This is a genomic window from Brucella anthropi ATCC 49188 (assembly GCF_000017405.1).
Lineage (GTDB): Bacteria > Pseudomonadota > Alphaproteobacteria > Rhizobiales > Rhizobiaceae > Brucella > Brucella anthropi.
Genome location: NC_009668.1, coordinates 1,089,982 through 1,114,608, shown reverse-complemented (window position 1 = coordinate 1,114,608; position 24,627 = coordinate 1,089,982). Strand labels below are relative to the sequence as shown.

Genomic DNA, 24,627 nt, shown 5'->3' with positions numbered 1-24,627 from the left:
GCGTCAAATATCGAAAAAGACAGTTTCTTTCTCGCCCTGCAAGTGAATATCGAAATGATAGACGCTACCCTCACGCTGACCAATCAGTGTTTGCGCCCGGCTGCGATGTTCGATACGAGCAAGGACCGGATCCTCTGCATTCGCATCGGCTTCATCGGAAAAATACATCCGCGTCTGCAGTCCGAGATTAATGCCGCGGGCCACGATCCACAAGGTAACGTGTGGTGCCATGAGGCGGCCATCTTTGAAAGAAACGCGGCCAGGTTTGATCGTCTCGAAAGTGAACTCGCCCGTGTCCATATGGCTCGGACAACGGCCCCATCCACGAAAACCAGGCTCGGCCTTGCCGCCGGTTTCGGAGGGGCTGTTATAGAGGCCCTTCGCATCAGCCTGCCATATTTCTACCAACGCATCGCGGAGTGGTGCGCCCATGCCATCAATGACATGGCCGTTAATGGTAATGCGTTCGCCTGTCGTCTTCTCATCATAGAGAGGGCCGGAGCCGAGATCCTGCTCGAAAATGCCGTTGATGCCGACAAAATTGGGTGTCAATCCGATATGGACGTAAGGGCCCGCAGTCTGTGATACGGTTTCTTTCAGATAGCCGAGAGGTTGCACCATATCAGTTGCCCTCCGGGCGATTTTCAAACAAGGTTGCGCGGCGCCCGCGCAACACAATGTCGAACTTGTAGGCAAGCATATCCATCGGCAAATTAGCGCTCATGTCCAGAGGTGCGACCAGCCGTTCGACAGCTGATTTGTCGGGAATAGTTTTCACGATAGGGCAAATCCAGATCAGCGGATCGCCCTCGAAATACATCTGTGTGATGAGGCGCTGTGCAAAGCCATGACCGAACACAGAAAAATGGATGTGAGCCGGACGCCAGTCATTCACACCATTTGGCCAAGGGTACGGGCCGGGCTTGATGGTCTTGAACCAGTAGTAGCCGTTTTCGTCCGTGACCGTGCGACCGACGCCGCCGAAGTTGGGGTCGATGGCCGCAAGATAGGTTTCTTTCTTGTGGCGATAACGCCCGCCAGCGTTGGCCTGCCAGAATTCCAGCAGTGCGCCTGGAACAGGACGGCTACTCTCGTCCAGAACACGGCCATGCACAAGAATGCGTGGGCCTATCGGCATTTCGCCGGGGCGCGCATAATTGAGGATGAGGTCATTATCCAGCTCGTGCAGCATACTGTGCCCGAATACCGGGCCCGTAATTTCACTTTTGGTGCCTTCGAGCGAAAGCAAAGCACGAGTAGGCGAGCGAAGGACGGAGGTCTTATACCACGGCGTGTAAGCCGATGGATGCATGGACAGATCGCGAGCAAAGAACGGAGTTGTCTCCGGCAGACTGTTCTTCATTTTTCATCTTCCTCCGCTTCCATCTGCGCATAGGTCTGCTTGGCGATCTTGAAAGCGTGGTTCGATGCCGGAACCCCCGCATAGATTGCGACATGCATCAATGCTTCGCAGATGTCCTCCTTCGTTGCGCCCGTATTTTTCGTAGCGCGTATATGCATGGCAACTTCATCGTCTTGCCCGAGTGCTGCAAGCAGTGCAATCGTAACGATCGACCGTTCTCGTTTTGTCCAGCCGGGTCGCGCCCAGACCGTGCCCCATGCGGCTTCTGTTATAAGCTCCTGAAACGGAGCATCAAGGTCGGTTGCACCGTTTGACGCGCGATCCACATGCGTATCGCCCAGAACTGAACGGCGTACGTTCATGCCGATCTTGTAGCGTTCCGACCGCACTGCCTTGTCAGCCATGGCTACTCTCCATGTTAGAATCTGTTTGAAATAAAGTTGCGCAACAGCGAGACATAGGCATCGGGCTGTTCAACGCAGGGAATGTGACCGCTGGTGGCAATCTCTGCGAAATCTGCTTCAGGGATAAGACTTGCCAGTTCGCGCACAAGGGTAGGCGGTGTGGAGCCGTCCTGATCACCGACCAGACAAAGTGTTGGCACCGAAATAGTCCTGGCTACTTCGGTTAAATCCGCTTCACGCAGCGCGGCACAGGTGGCCGCATAGCCGTCGAGCGGTTGCCGAACGAACATATTGCAATAGGCACGATAGGCAGGATTATCGGAGCGTCGATAGTCCGACGTGAACCAGCGGGGCATCGTCGCGTCGAGGATGCTTGAAAGGCCATCCTGCTGAATAGCAGCTATGCGCGCGTCCCACATCGCTGCTGTACCGATCTTGTGAGCGGTGTTGGACAAAACGAGTCCGGCCACCAGATCGGGGCGCGCTGCATAAACACCTTGCGCAATCAGTCCACCGACGGAAAGACCGCAAATGATCGCCCGTTTTATCGAAAGCTTGTCGAGCAGGTTGATGAGGTCGGTCGCAAGGAGTTCGATTGTGTAGGGGGTGGCTCCGACATCTGAAAGGCCGTGGCCGCGCTTATCATAAACGAGGGTCGATACGTCGTTGCGCAGGCGTGCGCGAACTTCATCCCATATCCGGAAATCGGTTCCGAGCGAATTGATGAAAACCAGAACAGGCTTCTCTGCGGCTATTGGCTGGAAATCATAATGCATGACGACGTCGTTTACGGATGCGAACTGCACAGCTTTCTCCTCTTACATCGCACTGTCGTGCTTTGAACTGGTTAAGTAAAATGATATTATTGGCAAAAATCATAACTACAGGGTTATAGATAAGTGATTGGGAACAGGATCAAATTTCGTCATCTGCATACGTTTGTTGAGGTTGCGCGACAGAAGAGTGTGGTCAAGGCCTCCGAACTCCTGAGTATCAGCCAACCAGCAGTGACCAAGACGATGCGTGAGCTGGAGGAGATTCTGGGCGTTCCAGTAGTGGAACGCGATGGTCGTGGCATAAGGATAACGCGGTTTGGTGAAGTATTCCTGCGTCATGCTGGGACGGCTTTGACCGCTTTGCGGCAAGGGCTGGATTCCGTGTCGCAAGAATTGGATGGATCGGGGCCGCCTATTCGTATTGGCGCCTTGCCGACAGTCTCAACACGCATCATGCCGAAAGCGATGAGCCTGTTTCTCGCGGAAAGAACGTCTAGCCGTGTAAAAATCGTTACGGGTGAAAATGCTGTTCTTCTGGAGCAGCTACGGGTTGGCGATCTCGATCTGGTTGTAGGGCGGCTTGCCGCGCCGGAAAAGATGACCGGTTTTTCATTCGAGCATCTTTATTCGGAGCAGGTTCGATTTCTTGTCAGGACAGGGCATCCCCTGACGGACGGACGTGCGGTTTTCGAGCATCTGGCCGACTACCCGGTTCTGATGCCGACACGCAATTCAATCATTCGCCCGTTTGTGGATCGTTTGCTGATTACGAACGGTATAGGTGCCCTGCCAGTTCAGATTGAGACCGTTTCCGATGCATTCGGACGTGCTTTCGTCCGCGACAGTGATGCGGTGTGGATCATTTCAGAAGGTGTTGCTGCCAGAGATGTATCTGAAGGCAAGCTTGTCGCTCTTTCCATCGATACAAGCGAAACGACAGGTCCGGTAGGGTTGACCATGCGAACTGACACGACACAGACAGCCGCTATGCAAATTCTGATCCAGACGTTGCGCGAAGCTGCTGGTGTGAAGCTCTAGAGATTAACGCGGCCAGCTACCCAAATAAGGTAGCTGACCGCGCTAGTTGCAAGAAGTTCTGGCCGGAACTTCTTGTTGGGGGTTCGATTATCAATAAAACTCTACATCAATTCTAAAATAAAGCATCAGTTTTATATGTTTTATTAAATAATATTAGTTACGTCTTATTTATAGTATTCACCGTTCAGAACGGCAATCCGACGTAGTTTTCAGCAAGTGCGGTTGAGGCAGCTTCGGAAGTGCAGAAGTAGTCAAGTTCTGCTTCCTGCACTTTCTGATCAAACGGAACCATATCAGGAAATCGGTGTAGCATTTTGGTCATGGACCATGAAAAGCGTTCGGCCTTCCAGATGCGCGCAAGCGCATTAGCAGAATAAGCGTCGATGCCAGATTTTGATTTGTCCAGATAAAACTCTCTCAATCCTTCGTAAAGATAGTGCACGTCGCTGGCGGCGAGGTTCAGCCCTTTCGCACCTGTCGGAGGAACAATATGGGCGGCATCTCCAACAAGGAAAAGCTGTCCAAAGCGCATTGGTTCAGCCACGAAAGAGCGTAGAGGCGCAATGGATTTCTCGAAAGACGGTCCGGTTATCATTGCTTCGGCATGATGTACCGGAAGGCGACAGCGCAGTTCATCGTAAAAGCGCTCGTCGCTCCAGTCTTCGATCTTTTCATCAAGTGAACATTGGATGTAATAACGGCTGCGTGTGAGCGAGCGCATGGAGCAAAGCGCAAAACCTCGTTCGTGGTTGGCATAGATCAACTCATGAGCGACCGGCGGAATGTCGGCCAGTATGCCGAGCCAGCCAAAGGGATAGACCTTTTCAAAAATATCGATTGCCTTGTCTGGTACAGATTTGCGGCTTATGCCGTGATACCCGTCACATCCAGCGATGAAATCGCAGTCGATGCGATGGGTTTTGCTGCCTTTCTCGTAGGTAATATATGGCGATGTCGTATCGAAATCATGCGGTGTTACGTTGGCGGCTTCATAAATGCTGGTGGTGCTCGACTTCCGCCGTTCATCCATAAGGTCGTGCGTCATCTCAGTCTGGCCATAAACCGTAACGCGCTTGCCGGTCAGCTTGTGCAGGTCGAGACGGTGATCCCGGCCGTCGAAGGCGAGTGAGAAACCGTCATGTGGCAATCCCTCTGCGTGAAGGCGTGTTGAAGCTTCGGCTTCATCCATCAGATTGACCGTGCCTTCTTCCAAGACACCAGCACGTACACGGCCCAGAATATAATCCGCGCTGACGCGATCCAGCACGACATTGTCTATCCCGGCTTTAGTCAGAAGTTGACCGAGGAGCAGGCCGGCCGGGCCCGATCCGATGATTGCCACCTGAGTGCGCATAAGTTCCTCCCAATGCAATTCCGTCTTTATTCTTGAAGGAACGTTCCTGCTGGCAATGGATAATCTCGACTATTTATTGTACAAATCGAACATTATTGGAGGGTAAGTGTCGGATAATTTTGTTCCAACATACGAGCTTTATGGAGAAGAAAGCGAGCAGAAGCCGGATTTTTGGCTACACTGCGAGACGCTTTTCTCGCGATCAAGTTTGCATAATTTCGAAATTTCGTTGCATCGTCACGAGAGCTTCTTTCAGCTTTTATATATTGAAGGGGGTACGGGGCAGGTGAGCTTCGATGGCGCCATCCACCCCTTTCAAACGCCATGTGCCATTATGGTGCCACCCGGTTTTAATCATGGGTTTGCATTCTCTCGAGATATAGTGGGGCACATTGTAACGATTTTGAGCCCTCATATGCCGTTTATTGGAGACGGCTCTGGGGGCGTTATGGCGAAGTGGTTGATGCATCCTCAACTCATATCGATGAAAGGAGCGGGCGACGAGAATCTGGCGTTACTTTCCTCTCTTCTGCGGCAAGTACAAGATGAGTTTCACACGAGAAAACCATATAAAAACAGTCTGCTGGAATCTCTTGTTCAAGCCGCATTCGTCTATGTTCTGCGACACGCTTATTCTTCAAATTCCGCAAAGCAGGAAGACCGTCAGATATATGGGCACACTCGCATTGAGCGTCTGCTGGAGCTGATCGACCGCTATTACCGAGAACACAAACCCGTTTCATTTTATGCGAAATTGCTGGGTGTTTCACCAACGCATCTCAACCGGACTGTCAAACAGCTGACAGGAAGGACGACACAAGACATGATTGCAAGCAGGCTGATTGAGGCGGCCAGGCGCGATTTGATAGCCATGCCATCATCGGTGCAACATATCGCCTACAGCCTTGGCTTTTCAGATCCCGCATATTTTTCACGCTTCTTCCTTAAGATAACGAGCGAAACACCCCGTACATTCCGTTTGAGGGAGCGCGAGCGTCTGGCCGCTCTGGATTCATCATCATAGAATAAATTGGATTTTTCATTCTCTGCGGTCATCTCAGCAAATTGCGTAGATCCAACTGGACTTGAAGCATTGCAGGCAGGAAGCGTTCCACAAGGTCAATTGTTTCGACATGTGCCACGGGTGCCCCGATGTTGAGCGCCGCAACTACTAAACCTCGATGATTGAAAACAGGAACAGCGATGGAGCGTAGTCCGATCTCCAGTTCCTGATCGTTAATTGCATAACCTTGACCACGAATAATGGAGAGTTCTGTCATCAGCGGGGCAATTTCCACCTTTGTAAATGGTGTCAAAGCTTTCCGTTCAGTGCGCTCGAGAAGCACCTGAGCCTCGGGTTCATGAAGCCAGGCCAGAAGCACACGCCCCATCGAAGCACAGTAGGCTGGAAGCCTGCTTCCCGCCATCAAGTTGATGGAAATCACGCGCATTTGTGAGGCGCGCGCGATGTAAACAATTTCCGTTCCATCCAGAACGGATGCGGATGCGCTCTCTCCTACGGCATCAGAGAGCCGGTCCAGATGCGGCTGGATAATTGTCGGCAATGGCGTCGAAGATAGATAGGCATGCCCGAGCCGAAGAATTTTGGGCAGAAGCATGAAGAACTTGCCGTCATACTCAGCATATTCGAGCTCGGTTAGTGTCAGCAGGCACCGTCGTGCGGTTGCACGATCGAGACCAGTTATTTTTGAAACGTCCGCTATTGAAAGACGTGGTTGGTCTTCACCGAACGCTTCGATGACCTTCAATCCCTTTGCAAAACCTCCGATGAAATCTGTTTCGCGCATGAAATCCCTCTCAATTTGAGTAGATAATTTGTGCGATATATGAACAAATGTCAATTATCGCACAAAATGTTTGACCCTTTGCCGACGAGGTGGCTAACTCCAGTGCGATTGCGACCGGACGCTCAAGCACGAAGCTCGAACGCTCTGGTATGGAGGTAAAATGGACAAGACAATCGGAAGTCTGGCCGAGGCTGTTGCCGGAATAGGCGATGGCGCTACGGTCATGATCGGGGGGTTCGGTGGCTCAGGCGCGCCAATAGAATTGATCCATGCCCTGATCGATAAGGGGCCGAAGAACTTGACGGTGATCAACAATAATGCGGGCAATGGGCGCATCGGCATCGCGGCAATGATTGATGCCGGGATGGTTCGCAAGATGATCTGTTCATTCCCGCGGTCTTCCGATCCGCGCGCTTTCACGGACAAATATATTGCCGGTGAAATCGATCTGGAACTTGTACCGCAAGGAACGCTTGCTGAGCGTATCCGGGCAGGTGGCGCTGGTATCCCGGCGTTCTACACGCCGACAGCCTATGGCACGGAACTCGCCGAAGGCAAGGTAATAGCTGAATTTGATGGACGACCTTATGTGCAGGAGCGTTGGCTGAAAGCTGATTTTGCGCTCATTAAAGCGCATCTTGGCGATACGCACGGCAATCTGACCTACCGCATGGCTGCGCGTAATTTCAATCCACTCATGTGTATGGCTGCTGCAAGGACGATTGTTCAGGTATCGGAAATCGTTCCGCTCGACGGCATTGAGCCGGAAAATATCATCACGCCGGGTATCTTCGTCGACAGTGTCGTTGAAGTTGCAAATCCGCAGCAAGAAGAAGAGCTCATTCGTGCTGGAGTGACCTACGTATGATGATTGATATTCATGATGACATCAAACTGTCCAACGCCCAGATCGCATGGCGCGCCGCGCAGGATATTCAGGATGGTGCCTATGTAAATCTTGGAATTGGCTTTCCCGAAATGGTCGCCCGCTATCAACCGGAAGGACGCGAAGCGATTTTTCACACGGAAAATGGCGTTCTGGATTTCGGTGAAGCGCCGCCAGCAGGTGAGGAAGACTGGGACCTGATCAATGCTGGCAAGAAGGCTGTTACGCTAAAGCCCGGCGCGGCATTTTTCCATCATGCCGATAGTTTCGCGATGGTGCGCGGCGGACATCTCGATGTCGCGATTCTCGGCGCCTATCAGGTTGCCCAGAACGGTGATCTCGCCAATTGGCGTGTTGGCGCCAAAGGCGTGCCCGCAGTGGGCGGTGCGATGGATCTGGTACATGGTGCGAAGCAAGTTGTCGTCATCACCGAGCATGTAACGAAGAAGGGTGAACCGAAGCTGGTTGAAAAGTGCACTTTTCCGCTAACCGGCGTCGCATGTATCACCCGCATCTATACCAGCCATGCTGTGATCGATATCGACAAGGGGCGTTTCGTGTTGCGTGAAAAGCTGGCCGCCATGACGCTGGAAGACCTTCAAGCCATGACCGGCGCAAAGCTGCATGTCGACGGCCCGGTCGCCGATCTCGTTGTTCCCGAATTGTGAGACCATGTAATGAGTGAAGCCTATATCTGCGATTACATTCGCACTCCCATTGGTCGTTATGGCGGCGCGCTTTCTTCCGTGCGTGCCGACGATCTCGGCGCCATTCCGCTGAAAGCGCTTATGGAGCGTAATGGTTCCGTCGATTGGGAAGCTGTCGACGATGTGATTTTTGGCTCGGCCAATCAGGCGGGGGAAGACAACCGCAATGTTGCGCGCATGTCGCTGCTTCTGGCCGGGCTGCCGGTAGGAGTGTCTGGAACGACGATCAACCGTCTCTGCGGTTCCGGGATGGATGCAGTCATAACGGCTGCACGCGCTATCAGGGCTGGTGAGGCGGAACTGCTCGTTGCTGGCGGTGTGGAGAGCATGAGCCGCGCCCCCTTTGTCATGCCTAAGGCCGACATTGCATTTTCACGCAAGGCGGAAATCTTCGATACCACAATCGGCTGGCGGTTCATCAACCCTTTGATGAAGAAACAGTATGGTGTCGATTCTATGCCTGAAACGGGTGAAAATGTTGCCGAAGATTTCAACGTCTCGCGGCAGGATCAGGACGCTTTTGCACTTCGCAGTCAGGAAAAGGCGGCAGCCGCGCAAGCCAATGGACGCCTTGCAAAGGAAATCGTTGCGGTCACGATCTCGCAACGCAAGGGCGATCCGGTCGTTGTCGTTAAGGATGAACACCCTCGCGCCACGAGCCTGGAAGCACTGGCGAAGTTGGGCACACCCTTTCGTGAGGGGGGCACTGTGACGGCGGGTAACGCTTCCGGTGTCAATGATGGAGCTGCCGCGCTTATCATCGCATCTGAAGCAGCCATCAAGAAATACGGCCTCACACCGATTGCCCATATTATGGGCGGCGCCACGGCGGGTGTTCCTCCGCGCATCATGGGTATTGGTCCCGCTCCGGCGACAAAGAAACTATCTGCACGTATTGGTATCGCACCCGATGCATTCGATGTGATTGAACTGAACGAAGCATTTGCGTCGCAGGGACTGGCAGTGTTGCGCGATCTTGGAATTGCTGATGACGATGAACGCGTCAATCCGAACGGTGGTGGTATTGCGCTCGGGCATCCGCTCGGCATGTCCGGGGCGCGTATCGCGGGTACGGCGGCGCTCGAACTCGCGCTCAATGGCGGCAAATACGCTCTTGCAACGATGTGCATCGGCGTCGGGCAGGGGATCGCCATTGCGCTGGAACGCGTCTGACAATAACTAGATCACATATCCGGGTGCTTTCCCGCCCGGATTTGTCACATCTAGCTGGGCAGATACTACTTTTGCATTGTTGGGCGACTACAATATTGCCCACGACTACCGATCAAGTTAGCATGACCTCATTACACAACGGCGGGAACAACCCGCCGAACCAAAATGGGGAACATGTCGATGAAAATTGCTCGCCTTGCCCTGATGGGCGGACTCCTCGCAACCGCACTTTATACTGGCTCCGCTGCTGCTCGCGACCTGACGGTCGTGTCTTGGGGTGGCAACTATCAGGACGCCCAGCGTGAAATTTACTTCAAACCTTTTTCCGAGAAGACCGGCAAACCTTTGCTAGATGAATCCTGGGACGGTGGTTACGGCGTCGTTCAGGCGAAGGTGAAAGCAGGAAAACCCAACTGGGATGTCGTGCAGGTAGAAGCCGAAGAACTTGCTCTCGGCTGTGCTGACGGTCTTTACGAGAAGATTGATTGGGACAAGGTTGGCGGCAAGGACAAGTTCCTCGACAGTGCGGTCAATGATTGCGGTGTAGGGGCAATCGTGTGGTCGACAGCAATCGCCTATAATGCGGACAAGCTGAAAGATGGCCCACAATCCTGGGCTGATTTCTGGGATGTGAAGAAGTTTCCAGGCAAGCGCTCCTTGCGTAAGGGTGCCAAGTATACGCTTGAATTCGCTCTCCTCGCCGACGGGGTCAGCAAGGATGAGGTCTATGATGTGCTCTCAACCCCGGAGGGCGTGGATCGCGCGTTCAAAAAACTTGATGAATTGAAGCCGAATATCGTCTGGTGGGAAGCAGGGGCACAACCACTGCAATTGCTGGCCTCGGATGAAGTTGTGATGGCATCAGCTTATAATGGGCGCATCACGGGCATAAACAGGAGCGAAGGCAAGAACTTCAAGGTGGTCTGGCCGGGCAGCATTTATGCTGTCGATAGCTGGGTGATCCTGAAAGATGCCGAGAACAAGGATGCAGGGCTGGATTTCATTGCTTTTGCCAGCCAGCCCGACAATCAGGTGAAGCTGCCGAAATATGTCGCTTACGGTCTGCCGAACAAGGAAGCTGCAAGCAAGGTGCCTGCGGAATTCGCATCGGATCTTCCAACGGCGGAAGCCAATCTGAAAGACGCCCTTCCTCTTAACGTGGATTTCTGGATCGATAATTCCGAAGAGTTGACGAAGCGCTTCAACGCCTGGCTGGCGCAATAATTCACAGTCATGGCCCCGTCGGTGCAATATCGGCGGGGTTTCCCTGTTTTCCGGAAGATGGAGTGATTCATTGACGGACTGCCGCATCCGCTTCGAGAATATCAGCAAATCCTACGGTGATTTCAAAGTTATAGATGGTTTGAACCTCGATATTGATCGAGGTGAATTCGTGAGCCTTCTTGGTCCTTCCGGTTCAGGCAAGACGACGCTTTTGATGATGCTTGCCGGGTTTGAAAGTCCAAGCAGTGGAGCAATCCATGTCGATGGCAAGGCAATCAATACGGTTCCTTCATACAAGCGCAACATGGGAGTGGTTTTTCAGAACTACGCGCTTTTCCCCCATATGACAGTTGGCGAGAATGTCGCCTTTCCGCTTCAGATGCGAGGTGTTGGGAAAGCAGAGATTGGCAAGCTGGTGGATAAGGTGCTCGATATGGTTCAGCTCTCCACAATGCGTGAACGCAAGCCATCGCAACTCTCTGGCGGACAGCAACAACGCGTGGCGCTCGCCCGTGCACTGGTTTTCGAGCCGGGCGTGGTCCTGATGGACGAGCCGCTTGGCGCGCTCGACAAGCAGCTGCGTGAACAGATGCAACTTGACATTCGTGCGTTGCATGGCCGGTTAGGACTGACGATTGTCTTTGTCACCCATGATCAAAGCGAAGCGCTGACTATGTCGGACCGGATCGCTGTCTTCAACAAAGGAAAAATCGAACAGATTGGCACGCCGCGTGCAATTTATGATGAGCCGCAGACCCGTTTCGTCGCCGAATTTATAGGCGAAACCAATCTTGCTGAAGGAACGGTCGAGCGGGTGGAAGGTACGAGCGCTTTCATTCGTCTGAAGGATGGCGGCACACTAACCGCATCATCGAAGGGAACGTTGGGGGCGGGACAGAAAGTTCTTCTGTCCATCCGGCCCGAGCGCATCGAACTGGGCGGGGAAGGTGGTTCAGACAATCTTCTTAAAACACGTGTGATCGACAGTGTCTATCAAGGGGACCATCTGCGTATCCAGCTGGATGCCAGTGCTCATGACTTTATTGTGCGTCTTGACAGGAAAGCGCGTGAATGGGCGGCTGGAACAGATGTCGTAGCGGGGTTCAATGCTGCTGATTGCTGGACTATTGCAGCATGACGGTTCCATTCGGCAAAACTGTCCGAGCGATATTTCTGATCGCGCCCCTGCTTGTTTTCATTGTCTTGTTTTTTCTGTGGCCACTTGGGGTGATGATGAAACAGGCCGTGTCCGATACGGCGGTTTTGCGTGTTCTCCCCCAGACCGCCGAGGCTGTAACTCTTTGGGACGGACAATCGGCTCCATCACCTGAAATGAAACAGGCGCTCGTGGCAGACCTGAAGGCTTCGACCGACCAGCAGGCCGTAGGCGACATGGTCCGCCGCTTGAACAGCGCCCAATCGGGCTTTCGTACCTTGATGAGCAAAACACTTTCAGCCATCGAGAAGGGCGATCCTGTTCCTGACCTGGAAATGATCGACAAACGATGGAGCCGACCGGAGTTTTGGCATGCTATTGCGAATGCGCTTTCACCAACAACTGATCGCAACCTGCTCGCGGCGGTCGATATGGAGCGCGATACATCCGGAAAAATTGTTTCAATGGCGCCCGGTACATCGGCCAACCGGGCGATTATGCTGCGCACGTTCTGGATTGCCGCGCTGGTGACACTTGCCTGTGCAATAATTGGCTATCCCTATGCCGTCTTGCTCACATCATCCTCAGGCTGGATCAGGAGTGTGCTTTTTGCGGCAGTTCTGTTGCCGTTGTGGACATCATTGCTGGTGCGTACTGCTGCCTGGTTCATTCTTCTACAGGATAAGGGACTTATCAACGATACGTTGATCTGGCTTGGCGTCACCGATGGACCGCTACCGTTGATCTTCAACAGGGCAGGGGTAGTGATAGCCATGACCCATGTACTTTTGCCGTTCATGGTGCTGCCGATTTATAGCGTTCTTGTATCGATCCCGAGCAATCTCATGCCGGCTGCTGCATCGCTCGGCGCACCGCCTTGGAGGGCTTTCGTGCGGGTACTACTGCCTTTAAGTATGCGTGGCATCCTGTCTGGCATGCTGCTCGTGTTCATGAGCGCTATTGGCTACTATATAACTCCGGCTCTGATCGGTGGACCGGGCGACCAGATGATAAGCTCGATCATCGCCTATTACGCAACCGGTTCGGCCAACTGGGGTATGGCTGGTGCATTGGGGCTCGTGTTGCTCGTCGCCTGTCTCGTACTCTATGCCGTTTACGGACGGCTCACCGCTGACGAGCGGGGGAGAGCATGAACATGGGGCGTTTCGCGAAAATCCTGTTCGGTGTGGCCGCGGTGGTCTTTTTGATTGCTCCGCTGTTTGCAATTCTTCCACTTGCATTCACATCCAGCGTGTTTCTGACCTATCCAGTGCCCGGCTGGTCAGTGCGCTGGTTTGAAGAACTCGCCACGGCGGATGTCTGGCGGCGCGCAATCGTCAACAGCCTTATTATCGGATCAGGAACAACGATTTTGGCGACTGTGCTGGGAACGATGGCAGCACTTGGCCTGCGCAGCAGGATTTTGTTTCTTTTAGGCCCCATTAAAACTTTGTTCCTGTTGCCCATGGTCGTTCCCGCCGTGGTTATGGGCGTCGGTATGCAGCTATTGTTTGTCCGGCTCGGAATAGCGAATTCCTATCTCGGTGTGATTGTTGCGCATACAGTGATTTCGATCCCCTTTGTTCTGGTGAGCGTTACGGGTGCTCTGGCAGGTATCGACCGCCGTGTTGAATTGGCAGCCGAAAGCCTTGGCGCATCGCCTCTGACAGTTTTTCGTAAAGTCACACTTCCGCTCGCCATGCCGGGCATCGCGTCTGGTGCAGTATTGGCGTTCGCGACTTCATTGGACGAGGTTGTGCTGACGCTGTTCGTCGCTGGTCCAAATCAGCGTACTTTGGCACGCCAGATGTTTTCGACAATTCGAGAAAATATCAGTCCGGCTATCGCTGCCGCAGCATTTTTGTTCATCGCAGGCACCGTGCTTTTAGGCCTTGCGGCGATGCTCTTTCGCCGAAAGCGCTCCAGTGGAGCAATCTCCATCTGATAGGTGCGAGGGATCTCGTTTGCTGCCGTACTAATCTTTGTGCCTCAGCGATCGATCCGCGTCGAAAGGATGATGGATGACATCGTGCGCTCAACGCCTTCCAGCGCGCCTATACGATCCAGAACGGCGTCGAGTTCCTGTATAGAAGGAGCTTCCACAACGGCGATCATATCGAAATGCCCGCTGACGGAATGGAGCGAGCGAACGGCCATCATGCCGCGCAGAACTGTTTCGACTTTGGGCGCGAGCTTGGGTAGTGCGGTCACCAGTACATGAGCGCGAACCAGATCACGCTCGAATTCCGGTGCGATTCGTACCGTGTAGCCCTCTATAACTCCGCGTTTCTCAAGCTTTTCGATGCGGCTTTGGACAGTAGTTCGGGACACTCCGAGGCGCCGTGCGAGGTCAGCTGTCGAGGCGCGGGCATTTTCACGGAGGAGGGCGATGAGGGTAAGATCGGCTTCTGTCGTCATAATGCATATTAAATACGTCAATATGTGCAAACAAACAACGTCATATCGTCAGTTTGTATGCTTCTTTTTGCATAGAACTATGCGATTCTTGCATATCCGAATTGCATTCCAAGGGGAAAGTTATATGAAAGAGATCGTAGTTGTCGGCGCAGGCAAAATCGGTGCCACCATTGCCGATCTTCTCGCTTCCACAGGCGAGTATGCCGTTACCGTTGTCGACCGCTCTCAGGCGCAGCTCGATGCACTGGAATCGGGCGCAGAAGTCAAGACGCAGGCGCTTGATATTGAAGATGCCAAGGCTCTTGAAACTGCTCTGACCGGAAAGTTCGCTGTACTCAGCGCCGCTCCATTCCATCTGACGACCCGTATCGCCGAAGCTGCTGCTAAGGCAGGTGTTCATTATCTCGACCTGACCGAAGATGTTGCCAGCACACGCCGCGTCAAGGAACTGGCGAAGGAAGCCAAGACCGCTTTCATTCCGCAATGTGGCCTTGCTCCTGGATTCATCTCCATCGTTGCCTATGATCTGGCGAAGCGTTTCGACAAGCTCGACAGCGTTCGTATGCGCGTTGGCGCTCTGCCGCAGTACCCTTCGAATGCTCTGAACTACAATCTGACCTGGAGCACCGACGGCGTCATCAACGAATATATCGAGCCGTGCGAAGCCATCGTGAATGGCGAGCTGAGCGAAGTTCCTGCTCTCGAAGAACGCGAAGAGTTCTCGCTCGACGGCGTTACCTACGAAGCTTTCAACACCTCCGGTGGCCTCGGCACGCTCTGCGAAACGCTGGAAGGCAAAGTTCGCACGCTCAACTACCGCACCATCCGCTACCCGGGTCACGTTGCGCTGATGAAGGCGCTCCTCAACGATCTCGGCCTGCGTCATCGCCGTGAAGTGCTCAAGGACATCTTCGAAAATGCCCTGCCGACGACTCTTCAGGACGTCGTGGTGATTTTTGTGACCGTTTCCGGCACCAAGAACGGCCGTCTGGTTCAGGAAACCTACGCAAACAAGGTTTATGCCGCTCCGGTTGGCAAGATCATTCGCTCGGGCATCCAGATTACCACGGCTTCGGCGATCTGCGCTGTGCTCGACATGCTGGCCAAGGGTGATCTTCCGCAGCAGGGCTTTATCCGCCAGGAAGACATTACGCTCGAAGCATTCCTTTCGAACCGCTTTGGCAAGGCATATGCACAAGAAGATCATTGCGCACGTATGGTTGCCTGATAGCTTCTGCCGCATGAATGCGGGGTCTGTTGCGCTGGTACGCAGCAGACCCTTTTTGCGTTTTGGTATTCAGTCAATCTGTCCTATCAAAGTCGCAATTGAATCGGATCGGGTTTAAGCGCATTGCCCAATCCAGACTGGCGGATGGATGTGCTACTCCGCCTTATGTGTGTCTACCGGCGCATCTTGACTGAGAACCGTTTCACAGTTCTCGGGTGCGCTTCTAAAGAAGTAGGAAAGTCATGTTGAAATCAGTTTTGCTGGCCGGTCTGGCCTCCGTCTTCCTCGCTTTGCCTGTTCAGGCAAAGGAATGGAAAGAAATCCGTATCGCCAGCGAAGGTGCATATCCGCCGTTCAACTACATGTCTCCAGATGGCAAGCTTGAAGGTTTCGATCTTGATATCGCAAATGCGCTTTGCAAAGCGATGGAAGCCAAGTGCACGATTGTCGCCAATGATTGGGACGGCATGATCCCGGGCCTGCAGGCCAACAAGTTCGATGCAGTCATCGCTTCGATGGCCATCACCGAAGAGCGCGAAAAGCAGGTTGCCTTCACCGAGCGCTATTACACGACGCCGCTTGCGGTTGTCGTGCCGAAGGATACGGATATGACTTCGCTCGATCCGTCGGCATTCGATGGAAAGACGGTTGGCGCACAGGCTGGCACCACGCAGGGCAACTATGCTGATGATGTCTACGGCAAGGCAGGCGCGGATGTGAAGCTTTACCCGACGGCTGACGAAGCCAATGCTGATCTCGAAAGCGGTCGTCTGGACGCGATCGCTGCCGACAAATTCCTCGCCGCAGATTGGCTGAAAAAGCAGGGCGCAAACTGCTGCAAGTTCCTTGGTGATATTCCGGGTTCTGAAACGAAGATCGCCGTTGCCCTGCGCAAGGGTGACGACGATCTGCGTGAACAGTTCAACGCCGCAATCAAGAAAATCCGTGACGACGGCACCTACGAAACGATCCGCAAGAAGTATTTCGATTTCGACATCTATTGATGTGACAAATTAGACTCCGGGCGTCTTCAAAACCTGCTTGCAGTGGAAGGCGTCCGGTGCTTCAGTCATGGCAAGCGCATGAAATCAGACGCTACCATTCGCGGGGGGTGCCCTGCCAATTACAACGATAACAAAACAGTAAGGGGAATAGTTATGTTGAAAGCCATCCTATTTGCGGGCGTAGCATCTGTAATCGCTGCCTTGCCGGCGCAGGCCAAAGAATGGAAAGAAATCCGCATCGCCACCGAAGGAGCGTATCCACCTTTCAATTTCGTGGCGGCGGACGGTTCGCTTCAGGGACTTGATGTCGAAATAGCCAATGCCCTGTGCAAGGCGATGGATGCCAAGTGCACGATTGTTGCTAACGACTGGGACGGGATGATTCCCGGCCTGAAGTCGAACAAGTTCGATGCGGTCATTGCATCGATGAGCATCACGGAAGAGCGCAAGAAGGAAGTTGCGTTCACGGACAAATACTATTCCACACCACTTTCCGTTGCCGTGTCGAAGGATAGCCCGATCACATCGCTGGATGCCGAAGCATTCAAGGGAAAGTCGGTTGGCGCTCAGGGATCGACGACGCAGGGCAATTATGCGGAGGATGTCTACGGCAAGGCTGGCGCTGATGTTAAGCTTTACCCGACTGCCGACGAAGCCAATGCTGACCTGAAGAATGGGCGGCTTGATGCGGTTGTTTCCGACAAATTCCCGATTTCTGACTGGATCAAGGGTGATGGTGCGGATTGTTGCAAGCTTATCGGCGATATTCCCGGCACGCAGACCGATACCGGAATTGCGCTCCGTCAGGGCGATGACGATCTACGCGAACAGTTCAATGCGGCAATCAAGAAAATTCGCGACGATGGAACCTATGCCACGATCGTGAAGAAATATTTCGACTTCGACATCTACTGATTGCTTGTAAAAGATACAGCTCTTTGCTGTAAGCAACAACGCGCCGGCTGCAATCGGCGCGTTTATTTGTTTGGTTTGGTGGATGCCGGAAATGCCGATTCAGCAACAAGATGTCATCGTTCTGGGCGCCGGTATTGTTGGCGTGTCCACGGCACTACATCTGCAGGCGCGAGGTCGTTCTGTCTGCCTGATTGACAAAGGCGAGCCCGGAAATGGTACCAGTTTCGGCAATGCCGGTCTGATCGAGCGATCAAGCGTCATTCCCTATTCCTTTCCGCAAGGCTTCTGGACGCTCGTGCGGTACGGGATGAACCGTCGCTCAGACGTTCGCTACAGCCCGTTTTACATACCGAAGATGGCTCGCTGGCTGTTTCAATATTGGCGGGAATCGTCGCCAGAGCGGTTGATGACTGCCACGAATGCCATGCTGCCCTTGATTGAAGCGAGTGTTCGCGAGCATGATACTCTGGTAACCCAGTCGGGCAGTGAACGGTTGATCCGGTCGCAAGGATGGATCGAGGTGTTCCGGTCATCTTCTGCATTCGACGCAGCAGTGCGCCGTTTGCCCGGTTTGCAGCACTTCAAACTGTCTTATGATATTCTGGATGCGGCAGCCTTGCGCCAGCGTGAACCGTCGCTTGGCGATGTGGCTGGTGGCATTCACTGGCTTGACCCCAAGACTGTTGTGAACCCGGGTGGGCTGGTTAAAGCCTACGCTGATCTGTTCCACAGGAATGGCGGCGTCGTTGCTCACGGAGATGCTGTTAGCCTGGCACAGAATGAGAGTGGCTGGCAGGTGACGACGGAGGAGGCGGTCGTCCATGCGCGCGATGTTGTCGTGGCGCTTGGTCCGCAATCCGGCCTCATCTTCCGAAAATTCGGCTATCCGGTCCCGCTTGGCATCAAGCGTGGTCATCATCTTCATTTCACCATGAAGGATGGCTCGCGGCTCGGTCATACAGTGGTGGATGAAGAAGCGGGCTATGTTCTTGCCCCAATGGTGCAGGGTGTGCGGCTGTCGACAGGCATAGAGTTCGCTTCACCGGATGCGCCTGCCAACTATATACAGCTCAAGAAGGACGAGAAAATAGCGCGCAAGCTTGTGCCCCAGTTGGGAGACGCCATCGAAACGACGCCGTGGCTTGGATTGCGCCCTTGCTTGCCGGATATGCGTCCCGTTATTGGGGCGGCGCCAAAACATAAGGGACTATGGTTCAATTTCGGCCATGCTCATCACGGTTTGACGCTTGGACCTGCGACAGGGCGTTTGCTTGCTGAGATGCTTGTCGGAGAAGAACCGTTTGTCGATCCGAAACCTTATTCGGCTGAAAGGTTTCTATAGTTTTATCTAAAACTTTCGTGACAGGCTTGTCAGTTACGGAAGAGTGGGGCTATCAATTGGCCCCATTCTCATATCGCGCAGTTGCGAACAATCGATCCGGAAAATTCTCGTGAAAATGAAGCCTTTGGGCCGTACCGGCCTTACTGTCACTGAAATTTGCCTCGGCACCATGACCTGGGGTGTACAGAATACCGAGTCCGATGCTCATGAGCAGCTCGACATTGCTCTCGATGCTGGTATCAATTTTATTGATACTGCCGAGGGATATGCCATTCCGATGAGTCCAGAAAGCTATGGCAAGACAGAGACCTACATTGGCAGTTGGTTCAAGAAATCTGGAAAACGTGACAAGATCGTACTGGCGAGCAAGATCGCCGGTGGCGGTAGGCAGAAGTGGATTCGAGACGGCGCCAGGCCAAGCCGAACCAGTGTTCGCGAGGCGGTGGAGAACAGTCTGAAACGGCTTCAGACGGACTACATTGACCTCTATCAGGTCCATTGGCCGATGCGCGCTCACTACCATTTTGGCCAGAGCTGGAGCTTTGATCCGTCCAACACGGATGGAACGGCAGAAACCCAACAGATGCATGATGTTCTGCTCGGGCTCGGAGACATGGTTCGCGACGGAAAGATCAGGCATATCGGTCTTTCCAATGAGACAGCCTGGGGAACGATGCAGTGGCTTCGGTTGGCGGAGCAGCACAGTCTGCCACGCATCGCCTCAATCCAGAACGAATATAGTCTTCTGCAGCGCCAGTTCGATTTTGACATGGCAGAGCTGGCGCTCTGCGAAGACGTTGGACTGCTTGCTTATTCGACGCTTGCAGCTGGCGTTCTGACCGGGAAATATCTGGGCGGCAGGTTGCCCGCCGGTTCGCGCGCGGTCATTTCCGAAGGCGGCATCTGGCGGAACAATGTTCACTCAGAGCCCGCAATTCGCGCCTATATCGATGTTGCGAAGAAGCACGGTCTCGACATCGCCCAGATGGCGATTGCCTTTACACTGACACGCCCGTTTATGACCTCGGCCATCATAGGTGCAACGACTGTAGATCAGTTGAAGACCGATATCGCGGCCCATCAAGTCAAACTGTCGGAAGATGTCCTGACTGATATCGAAAAGGTTTACAGGCAGTATCCGCGTCCGCTTTAGAGCCGAGAGGACGTATAGAGAGCCTGCCGACTGGCAGGCTTTTTCTATCCGGCAAGATAAATTTCGTGTTTGACGATCCATTGATCGATTGGTGTCTCGCTTGAAGAACTGACGATCACCATTCGGTCGAAGCGTAGATTACGACCAGCAAGTGATCTTGCTAGGCGAGCCATCTCTGTTTCGCGCGAAGCTCGATCAGCAACGCCATAGGCAAGCGAAACATGTGGAAGGAAAGTCGAGATGTCGTTCTCTCCAGATATACCTAGTGAATCCTGTTTCAGTGCCATGAGTGCAGGTGTTTTCTGCAGCGTGGCGTAGAAAGAGCGGAAATAAGCCTCGGTTCCGGTCACGTTCTCAATGAGAATATCCAGAGGTTTGCGACCAACCGCAAGGCTGAGCACCAGCGGCAGCAGTTCGTCTGCCGAGCGTTTCATATCGGGTACAAGTGTCGCATGTGGTTCAAATACGGGCGAAGCAAAGTGGCCAGCCAGTTCTGCAACGATGGATTCCAGAAATTTGAGGTCATCGCGTGCAGGACGCAACCAGATGGAGTGGAAAGTCATTGATTTGGCATCCCTCGAACGCCGCGTTCGTTTTTAAGTGGCCTGACGCTGTTCCGCAATATGAGCGGTAGTTCGAGCACAACTGTCTGAGGCAGCGCATTTGGTGCGGCCTGTCTCTCGTCAAGCAGACGGATGATTTCGGCGGAAAGGCGTTCAGCATTCTGATCGAATGTTGTCAGCCGGTAGGCCCCCCAGCGTGCTTCCGTGACATTATCGAAGCCGATAACCGAAATATCGTCAGGAATAGAGAGATTGAAGACATCGCGTGCGCAGTCCATCAGGCCGAAAGCCATAAGGTCGTTGACGCAAAACACGCCTTCGACGCGCTCTCGCTCGCCGAGGAGTAAGGAGGCCGCGCCGTAACCGCCGTCATAGTCGGTCAGGTCACCGCGCTGTACGCTGACGCTCAATCCAAGGCTTTTGCCTTTGGCGATGAATGCTTCCTCACGTTCAATCAGATTGAGACTACCGACATTCGACGTTATGAGGCCAAGCTTTTTCATGCCTCGTGCCGCGAAAATTTCGACAGCCGTTTCGGCGGCTAGTCGATTGTTGATGTGAATATGATCGGCTCCCTCTTCGGTTCGTCCGACGAGGATCAGGGTCTGGCCGTTTCGTTGGGCAAGATCGACAAATGACGACGAGGGCATGCCGGAAAGAACTACCGTCGCTTCGGCACGATAGCGCAACAGCGTTTCGTGGGCCGCAGAGAGGTTTTCTCCATGCTGGCCGGTCGGGATCAACACCGGCACACTGCCACGTGCTGCAAGTCGACGGGAAAGCGCTGCAATCTGGCGGGAGCGAAAAGGACTATCCGGGTCTGCCGCAATCATTCCGACGATACGGCTGCGATTGGCAAGAAGACCGCGTGCAAGATCGTTGACCTGATAACCCAGCTTTTCGGCAGCTTTCAGCACTTTCTCGCGTGTTGAGGGCGAAACACTGGCGCCAGGCGTAAAGGTTCGGGACACAGCGGAGCGTGACACGCCTGCCTCGAGCGCGACTTCGTGCGCGCTGATGAACCGTGGCTGGTTATCCGCGCTGTCCTGTTCTCGCTGTATTTCTTTATCTGGCATTTTATCGCCCTACTTTTGAAAGGACATCGGCCCTGAGGAAGCGCTCGACCACGAACATGAAGGCAATTGATGGCACCAGCAATATCAATGCGCTGATCGACGCGATTTGATAATTGCCGCCGGAACTCGCTGTATAAAGCAGCAAGGGCAGGGTGGAAATATCAGGGGCGCCAACGAAATAAGTGCCGGTAAACTCATCGAGCGATTCAAGAAAGACAAAGATCGCGCTTGCAAGCAAACCCGGTGCGGCTATTGGCAGGGTGATGTCGAAGAATGTCTTGAGGGCGGAAGCGCCCATTGAGCGCGCCGCTTCTTCAAGCTCCCGATCAATTGCCGAAAACGCTGCCGTGGCGATCCAGACGGCATAGACCAGACCATGAGTGACATGCACCAGAACGACGCCTGTGATCGTACCATTCAGGCCGAAAGAGTAGAACATCTGCGCGATGTTTACGTAAACGGGCAGGTTTGGAAAAGCTTGCGGGATCAGCAGCGTCAGTAGGATCAGCCCGCGAAACGGCAGTTTCAGGCGTGCCAGAGCATAACCGGCGGGAATGGCAAGGCCGAGTGAAACGATCACTGTCAGGCCTGCAATAAGAACGCTTGTGCCAAGTGACGAGAGCGCATTGCCGCGAGGCGAAAACACATTCGCCCAGAAAGAGAAACCATACTGAAGCGGCAGTGTGTATGGGAAATACCAACGCTCAGCTACAGCCCACAGAAGCAGGTTGGCGAGCGGCCCGAAAATCGCGAAGGCGAGCAGACCAAGCAATATGCCACGCGGTATCCAGCGCCAGTCGATGATGTTGCTCATTGGCCGTGTTCCTTCATGGTCTGGCGCAGGTAAACCCAGGCGACGAGGCTGGTCATGAGGAGCGAGATCGTACCCAATGCATTTGCGACGCCGTAATCCCCATAAGCATTGATACGGAATGCCATGTTTGCCGTGATCATCGTTGGTGATTGGGCGTTGATCATCAAAGGAACGGACAAGACGGACATCATGGTGACAAAGCTCAGTATCAACCCCACGAGCAGCGTTTGGCGGACTTGCGGCAGAACAATCTCAATGAGAATGCGCAGCCGCCCGGCACCAAGATTGCGAGCGGATTCAATCGTGCTGCGATCGATGGATGCCATGGCACCTGCCAGTAGCAAGGTGACGAATGGCGTCTGTTTCCAGACGAATGCAATGACGATGCCACGCCAGTCGAGAAAGCTCATTGCCTGCAGTGGGGTTAGGAGCCCAGTTTCAATGAGCAGGCTGTTCATCAACCCGTTTTTGGCTAGGAAGGTGCGAAGTATCTGACCAACCACGATGAAGGGGATGAAAAGCGGCCAGCGATAGAGCCAGCGCAGGACAGTGACAGCGCGCGGGTTGGAGCCGAGCGTCAGGTAACCGCCGATGGCGATAGAGAATAACGCAATCAGCAGGGACGACAGTGTAACGATGACAAAGGTGAAGATGATGTCGCTGGAATAAAGTTCGAATGCTTTGGTGAAATTGCCGGTTCCCCATTCCCCGGAAACATTGAAAGCTCCGGTGATCGCTCCGAAAAGCGGTACGATGAACAGTAATAGGACGATCGCCAGTGCGGGCGCGACAAGAAGAATACCTGTCAGTCGATGCGACATTCGAAACCTCATGACAATGTGGAGTGCCGGACACGCTCGTGGTGCCTTGATTGCATATCCGGCATCAACATCGGGGCGCTTTGCATGTAACCAAGTTCGTCAAAGCGCTCCAATAGAAGGCAGGATTGTTGAGCTTAATTGCCGACCTGACGCTCATAAGCTTCCAGAATCGCAGTGTTATAAGGTGCGATCGGGAAAGGCTTGCCGTATTTAGCAAGCTCGTCCGGCGAAATGTCGGTGAAGAGCTTTTTCCAGGTGTCGCCGTCCAGCTCTGCCTTGACATGGTCGGCATCGATGCCCGGATACCAGTTGAAGCGCTTCACGATACCTTCGGCCTGCACTTTCGGGCTCGTCGCCAATGCGACAAATTTTTCGGCCAGTTCCTTATGCGCGCTTTTTTCCGGGATCACATAATGCATCGGCTGACCGGGCATGCCGGGAGCTGGTAGGACAAGTTTCATTTCCGGCGGAAGCTGTCCATTCGCCTTCCACGAATAGAACATGTCCACCCATACTGGTCCCATCGCGATTTCGCCACGGCTCAACATGTCGAGCGTGCCTGCATTGCCTGGGGTGAGGGTGGCGTTCTTTGTAAAGTCCTTTAGCGAGGCAAACGCCTTGTCCCAGTTCTTCGCTTCGCCCTCTTCGAATGGACCCTTCATCAGCTTGTCTGCGTCGCCACCATAAGCATAGATCCAGCCCATAACAAAGCTCACGCCCGATGCGCCACCCTTGATGCCGTTATAGCCGAATTGCTTTGGGTTTTCCTTGGCCCATGCGACGAGCTCGTCATAACTCTTTGGCGGATTGGCAACGAGTGCAGGATTGTAGGCAAGTGCGGTCTGGCTGTTGAACATCGGCATGACGTAGCCGTCGACATCCGTACCGAGCGCCATTTTCGCATTATCGCGCGTCACCAGCTTACCGCTGTCGATTTTGCCGCGATAATTTTCGAGGAACTTCGCCGTTACCATCGGTCCGACGAATTTCTCGTGGACGACGGCGACGTCGGTGTCCCATTTTTCCACGCCAGCCTTGGACTGGGCTTCGAAACGCTCGAGAACCTTCTGCGAACCCGCATCGCCGGGACCTGTTCCCACAACGCGAACGGTCGTTCCGGGATTTTCCTTCTCGAACAACGGTCCGAGATACTGATTGATATAGTCAACCATGTTCTGGTCACCTGCCGTGATGACGGTAAGCTCATCGGCGGTGGCGGGTGCAACGGTGAGACCAATTGCCATTGCCGCGTTCAGGATAGTTCTCATGAAAAGGACTCCTGTATGAAACCGGGATTTCCGGTCTTTTGATTGAAAGCAGATGCAGTGCATCCAGTGGCGTCTATCGGGAATGGTGTCATTCACGGGCACGAAAATGCCCGTGAAAACGATCTTGAAACGGGGT

Annotated in this window: 26 protein-coding genes; 14 read left to right on the top strand and 12 right to left on the bottom strand. The window is 53.7% G+C overall.

The features are described 5' to 3' along the window. Window positions 1-3 precede the first annotated feature (3 nt). From pcaG to pcaD, 4 genes are read right to left on the bottom strand one after another with little or no spacing between them, the layout of a single operon-like run. On the bottom strand, window positions 4-621 hold the full coding sequence (pcaG, locus tag OANT_RS19275; RefSeq protein ID WP_012093101.1) for a protocatechuate 3,4-dioxygenase subunit alpha: 618 nt from the start codon (window positions 619-621) through the stop codon (window positions 4-6). A gap of 1 nt (window position 622) precedes the next feature. Next, on the bottom strand, window positions 623-1,363 hold the full coding sequence (pcaH, locus tag OANT_RS19270; protein WP_012093100.1) for a protocatechuate 3,4-dioxygenase subunit beta: 741 nt from the start codon (window positions 1,361-1,363) through the stop codon (window positions 623-625). Next, entirely contained in the window at window positions 1,360-1,767 is a 408-nt protein-coding gene (gene pcaC / locus OANT_RS19265; protein ID WP_012093099.1) for a 4-carboxymuconolactone decarboxylase, read from the bottom strand. The genes pcaH and pcaC overlap by 4 nt, the downstream gene beginning before the upstream one ends. A 14-nt stretch (window positions 1,768-1,781) precedes the next feature. Further along, window positions 1,782-2,573 (bottom strand): 3-oxoadipate enol-lactonase, encoded by a 792-nt coding sequence (gene pcaD, locus OANT_RS19260; protein ID WP_012093098.1) that lies wholly within the window; start codon window positions 2,571-2,573, stop codon window positions 1,782-1,784. A gap of 93 nt (window positions 2,574-2,666) precedes the next feature. Here pcaD and pcaQ point away from each other — a divergent pair, with 93 nt between their 5' ends. Next, complete coding sequence (pcaQ, locus tag OANT_RS19255; protein ID WP_010658911.1) at window positions 2,667-3,581, top strand: pca operon transcription factor PcaQ; 915 nt, start codon at window positions 2,667-2,669, stop codon at window positions 3,579-3,581. A 184-nt stretch (window positions 3,582-3,765) separates the two neighbouring features. On the opposite strand, the gene pobA is transcribed toward pcaQ, so the two are convergent. Further along, on the bottom strand, window positions 3,766-4,935 hold the full coding sequence (gene pobA / locus OANT_RS19250) for a 4-hydroxybenzoate 3-monooxygenase (protein ID WP_012093097.1): 1,170 nt from the start codon (window positions 4,933-4,935) through the stop codon (window positions 3,766-3,768). Between the two features lie 106 nt (window positions 4,936-5,041). On the opposite strand from pobA, the gene OANT_RS19245 reads away from it, so the two are divergent. Next, window positions 5,042-5,959 (top strand): helix-turn-helix domain-containing protein, encoded by a 918-nt coding sequence (locus OANT_RS19245; protein WP_012093096.1) that lies wholly within the window; start codon window positions 5,042-5,044, stop codon window positions 5,957-5,959. A gap of 28 nt (window positions 5,960-5,987) precedes the next feature. On the opposite strand, the gene OANT_RS19240 is transcribed toward OANT_RS19245, so the two are convergent. Then, a complete protein-coding gene (locus OANT_RS19240) occupies window positions 5,988-6,743 on the bottom strand; it encodes an IclR family transcriptional regulator (protein ID WP_010658908.1) in 756 nt (251 codons plus the stop codon). 160 nt (window positions 6,744-6,903) lie between these two features. Between OANT_RS19240 and OANT_RS19235 the strand changes: the two genes are divergently transcribed. From OANT_RS19235 to OANT_RS19205, 7 genes are all read left to right on the top strand, one after another. Continuing rightward, complete coding sequence (locus tag OANT_RS19235; protein ID WP_012093095.1) at window positions 6,904-7,611, top strand: 3-oxoacid CoA-transferase subunit A; 708 nt, start codon at window positions 6,904-6,906, stop codon at window positions 7,609-7,611. Continuing rightward, complete coding sequence (locus tag OANT_RS19230) at window positions 7,608-8,297, top strand: CoA transferase subunit B (RefSeq protein WP_012093094.1); 690 nt, start codon at window positions 7,608-7,610, stop codon at window positions 8,295-8,297. Before OANT_RS19235 ends, OANT_RS19230 begins: the two co-directional genes overlap by 4 nt. 9 nt (window positions 8,298-8,306) lie before the next feature. After that, window positions 8,307-9,509 (top strand): 3-oxoadipyl-CoA thiolase, encoded by a 1,203-nt coding sequence (gene pcaF, locus OANT_RS19225; RefSeq protein ID WP_012093093.1) that lies wholly within the window; start codon window positions 8,307-8,309, stop codon window positions 9,507-9,509. Window positions 9,510-9,689: 180 nt separating this feature from the next. Beyond that, complete coding sequence (locus OANT_RS19220) at window positions 9,690-10,733, top strand: ABC transporter substrate-binding protein (RefSeq protein ID WP_012093092.1); 1,044 nt, start codon at window positions 9,690-9,692, stop codon at window positions 10,731-10,733. 70 nt (window positions 10,734-10,803) lie between these two features. After that, a complete protein-coding gene (locus OANT_RS19215) occupies window positions 10,804-11,871 on the top strand; it encodes an ABC transporter ATP-binding protein (RefSeq protein WP_012093091.1) in 1,068 nt (355 codons plus the stop codon). Then, window positions 11,868-13,043, top strand: a complete 1,176-nt coding sequence (locus tag OANT_RS19210; protein ID WP_012093090.1) for an ABC transporter permease — start codon at window positions 11,868-11,870, stop codon at window positions 13,041-13,043. Before OANT_RS19215 ends, OANT_RS19210 begins: the two co-directional genes overlap by 4 nt. A gap of 2 nt (window positions 13,044-13,045) precedes the next feature. Further along, the gene (locus tag OANT_RS19205; RefSeq protein ID WP_041545674.1) at window positions 13,046-13,834 is read left to right on the top strand and encodes an ABC transporter permease; all 789 of its coding nucleotides are present in this window, start codon (window positions 13,046-13,048) and stop codon (window positions 13,832-13,834) included. A gap of 44 nt (window positions 13,835-13,878) precedes the next feature. Here OANT_RS19205 and OANT_RS19200 read toward each other — a convergent pair whose 3' ends face one another. Beyond that, the gene (locus OANT_RS19200; RefSeq protein ID WP_012093088.1) at window positions 13,879-14,307 is read right to left on the bottom strand and encodes an Lrp/AsnC family transcriptional regulator; all 429 of its coding nucleotides are present in this window, start codon (window positions 14,305-14,307) and stop codon (window positions 13,879-13,881) included. Window positions 14,308-14,431: 124 nt separating this feature from the next. Here OANT_RS19200 and OANT_RS19195 point away from each other — a divergent pair, with 124 nt between their 5' ends. The 5 genes from OANT_RS19195 (at window position 14,432) to OANT_RS19175 (ending at window position 19,949) form a co-directional block, all read left to right on the top strand. Next, window positions 14,432-15,535, top strand: coding sequence for a saccharopine dehydrogenase family protein (locus OANT_RS19195; RefSeq protein WP_010658899.1), 1,104 nt, complete (start codon window positions 14,432-14,434; stop codon window positions 15,533-15,535). Between the two features lie 242 nt (window positions 15,536-15,777). Next, the gene (locus OANT_RS19190; RefSeq protein ID WP_010658898.1) at window positions 15,778-16,539 is read left to right on the top strand and encodes an ABC transporter substrate-binding protein; all 762 of its coding nucleotides are present in this window, start codon (window positions 15,778-15,780) and stop codon (window positions 16,537-16,539) included. A gap of 153 nt (window positions 16,540-16,692) precedes the next feature. After that, window positions 16,693-17,454: an ABC transporter substrate-binding protein gene (locus OANT_RS19185; protein WP_010658897.1), complete on the top strand. Its 762-nt coding sequence runs from the start codon at window positions 16,693-16,695 to the stop codon at window positions 17,452-17,454. A gap of 91 nt (window positions 17,455-17,545) precedes the next feature. Then, window positions 17,546-18,796, top strand: a complete 1,251-nt coding sequence (locus tag OANT_RS19180; protein WP_012093087.1) for an NAD(P)/FAD-dependent oxidoreductase — start codon at window positions 17,546-17,548, stop codon at window positions 18,794-18,796. Between the two features lie 115 nt (window positions 18,797-18,911). After that, window positions 18,912-19,949 carry an aldo/keto reductase gene (locus OANT_RS19175; RefSeq protein WP_012093086.1) on the top strand — a complete coding sequence of 346 codons (1,038 nt, stop codon included), beginning with the start codon at window positions 18,912-18,914 and terminating at the stop codon, window positions 19,947-19,949. Between the two features lie 44 nt (window positions 19,950-19,993). Here the strand turns inward: OANT_RS19175 and OANT_RS19170 are convergent, their stop codons facing one another. The 5 genes from OANT_RS19170 to OANT_RS19150 all read right to left on the bottom strand — a co-directional run bounded on the left by OANT_RS19170 (window position 19,994) and on the right by OANT_RS19150 (window position 24,491). Beyond that, window positions 19,994-20,512 (bottom strand): haloacid dehalogenase, encoded by a 519-nt coding sequence (locus OANT_RS19170; protein WP_012093085.1) that lies wholly within the window; start codon window positions 20,510-20,512, stop codon window positions 19,994-19,996. After that, a complete protein-coding gene (locus OANT_RS19165; protein WP_012093084.1) occupies window positions 20,509-21,588 on the bottom strand; it encodes a LacI family DNA-binding transcriptional regulator in 1,080 nt (359 codons plus the stop codon). Before OANT_RS19165 ends, OANT_RS19170 begins: the two co-directional genes overlap by 4 nt. 1 nt (window position 21,589) lies before the next feature. Further along, complete coding sequence (locus tag OANT_RS19160; RefSeq protein WP_012093083.1) at window positions 21,590-22,402, bottom strand: ABC transporter permease; 813 nt, start codon at window positions 22,400-22,402, stop codon at window positions 21,590-21,592. After that, a complete protein-coding gene (locus tag OANT_RS19155) occupies window positions 22,399-23,223 on the bottom strand; it encodes an ABC transporter permease (RefSeq protein WP_012093082.1) in 825 nt (274 codons plus the stop codon). Before OANT_RS19155 ends, OANT_RS19160 begins: the two co-directional genes overlap by 4 nt. Before the next feature lie 134 nt (window positions 23,224-23,357). Next, complete coding sequence (locus tag OANT_RS19150; RefSeq protein ID WP_012093081.1) at window positions 23,358-24,491, bottom strand: ABC transporter substrate-binding protein; 1,134 nt, start codon at window positions 24,489-24,491, stop codon at window positions 23,358-23,360. Between the last annotated feature and the right edge of the window lie 136 nt (window positions 24,492-24,627).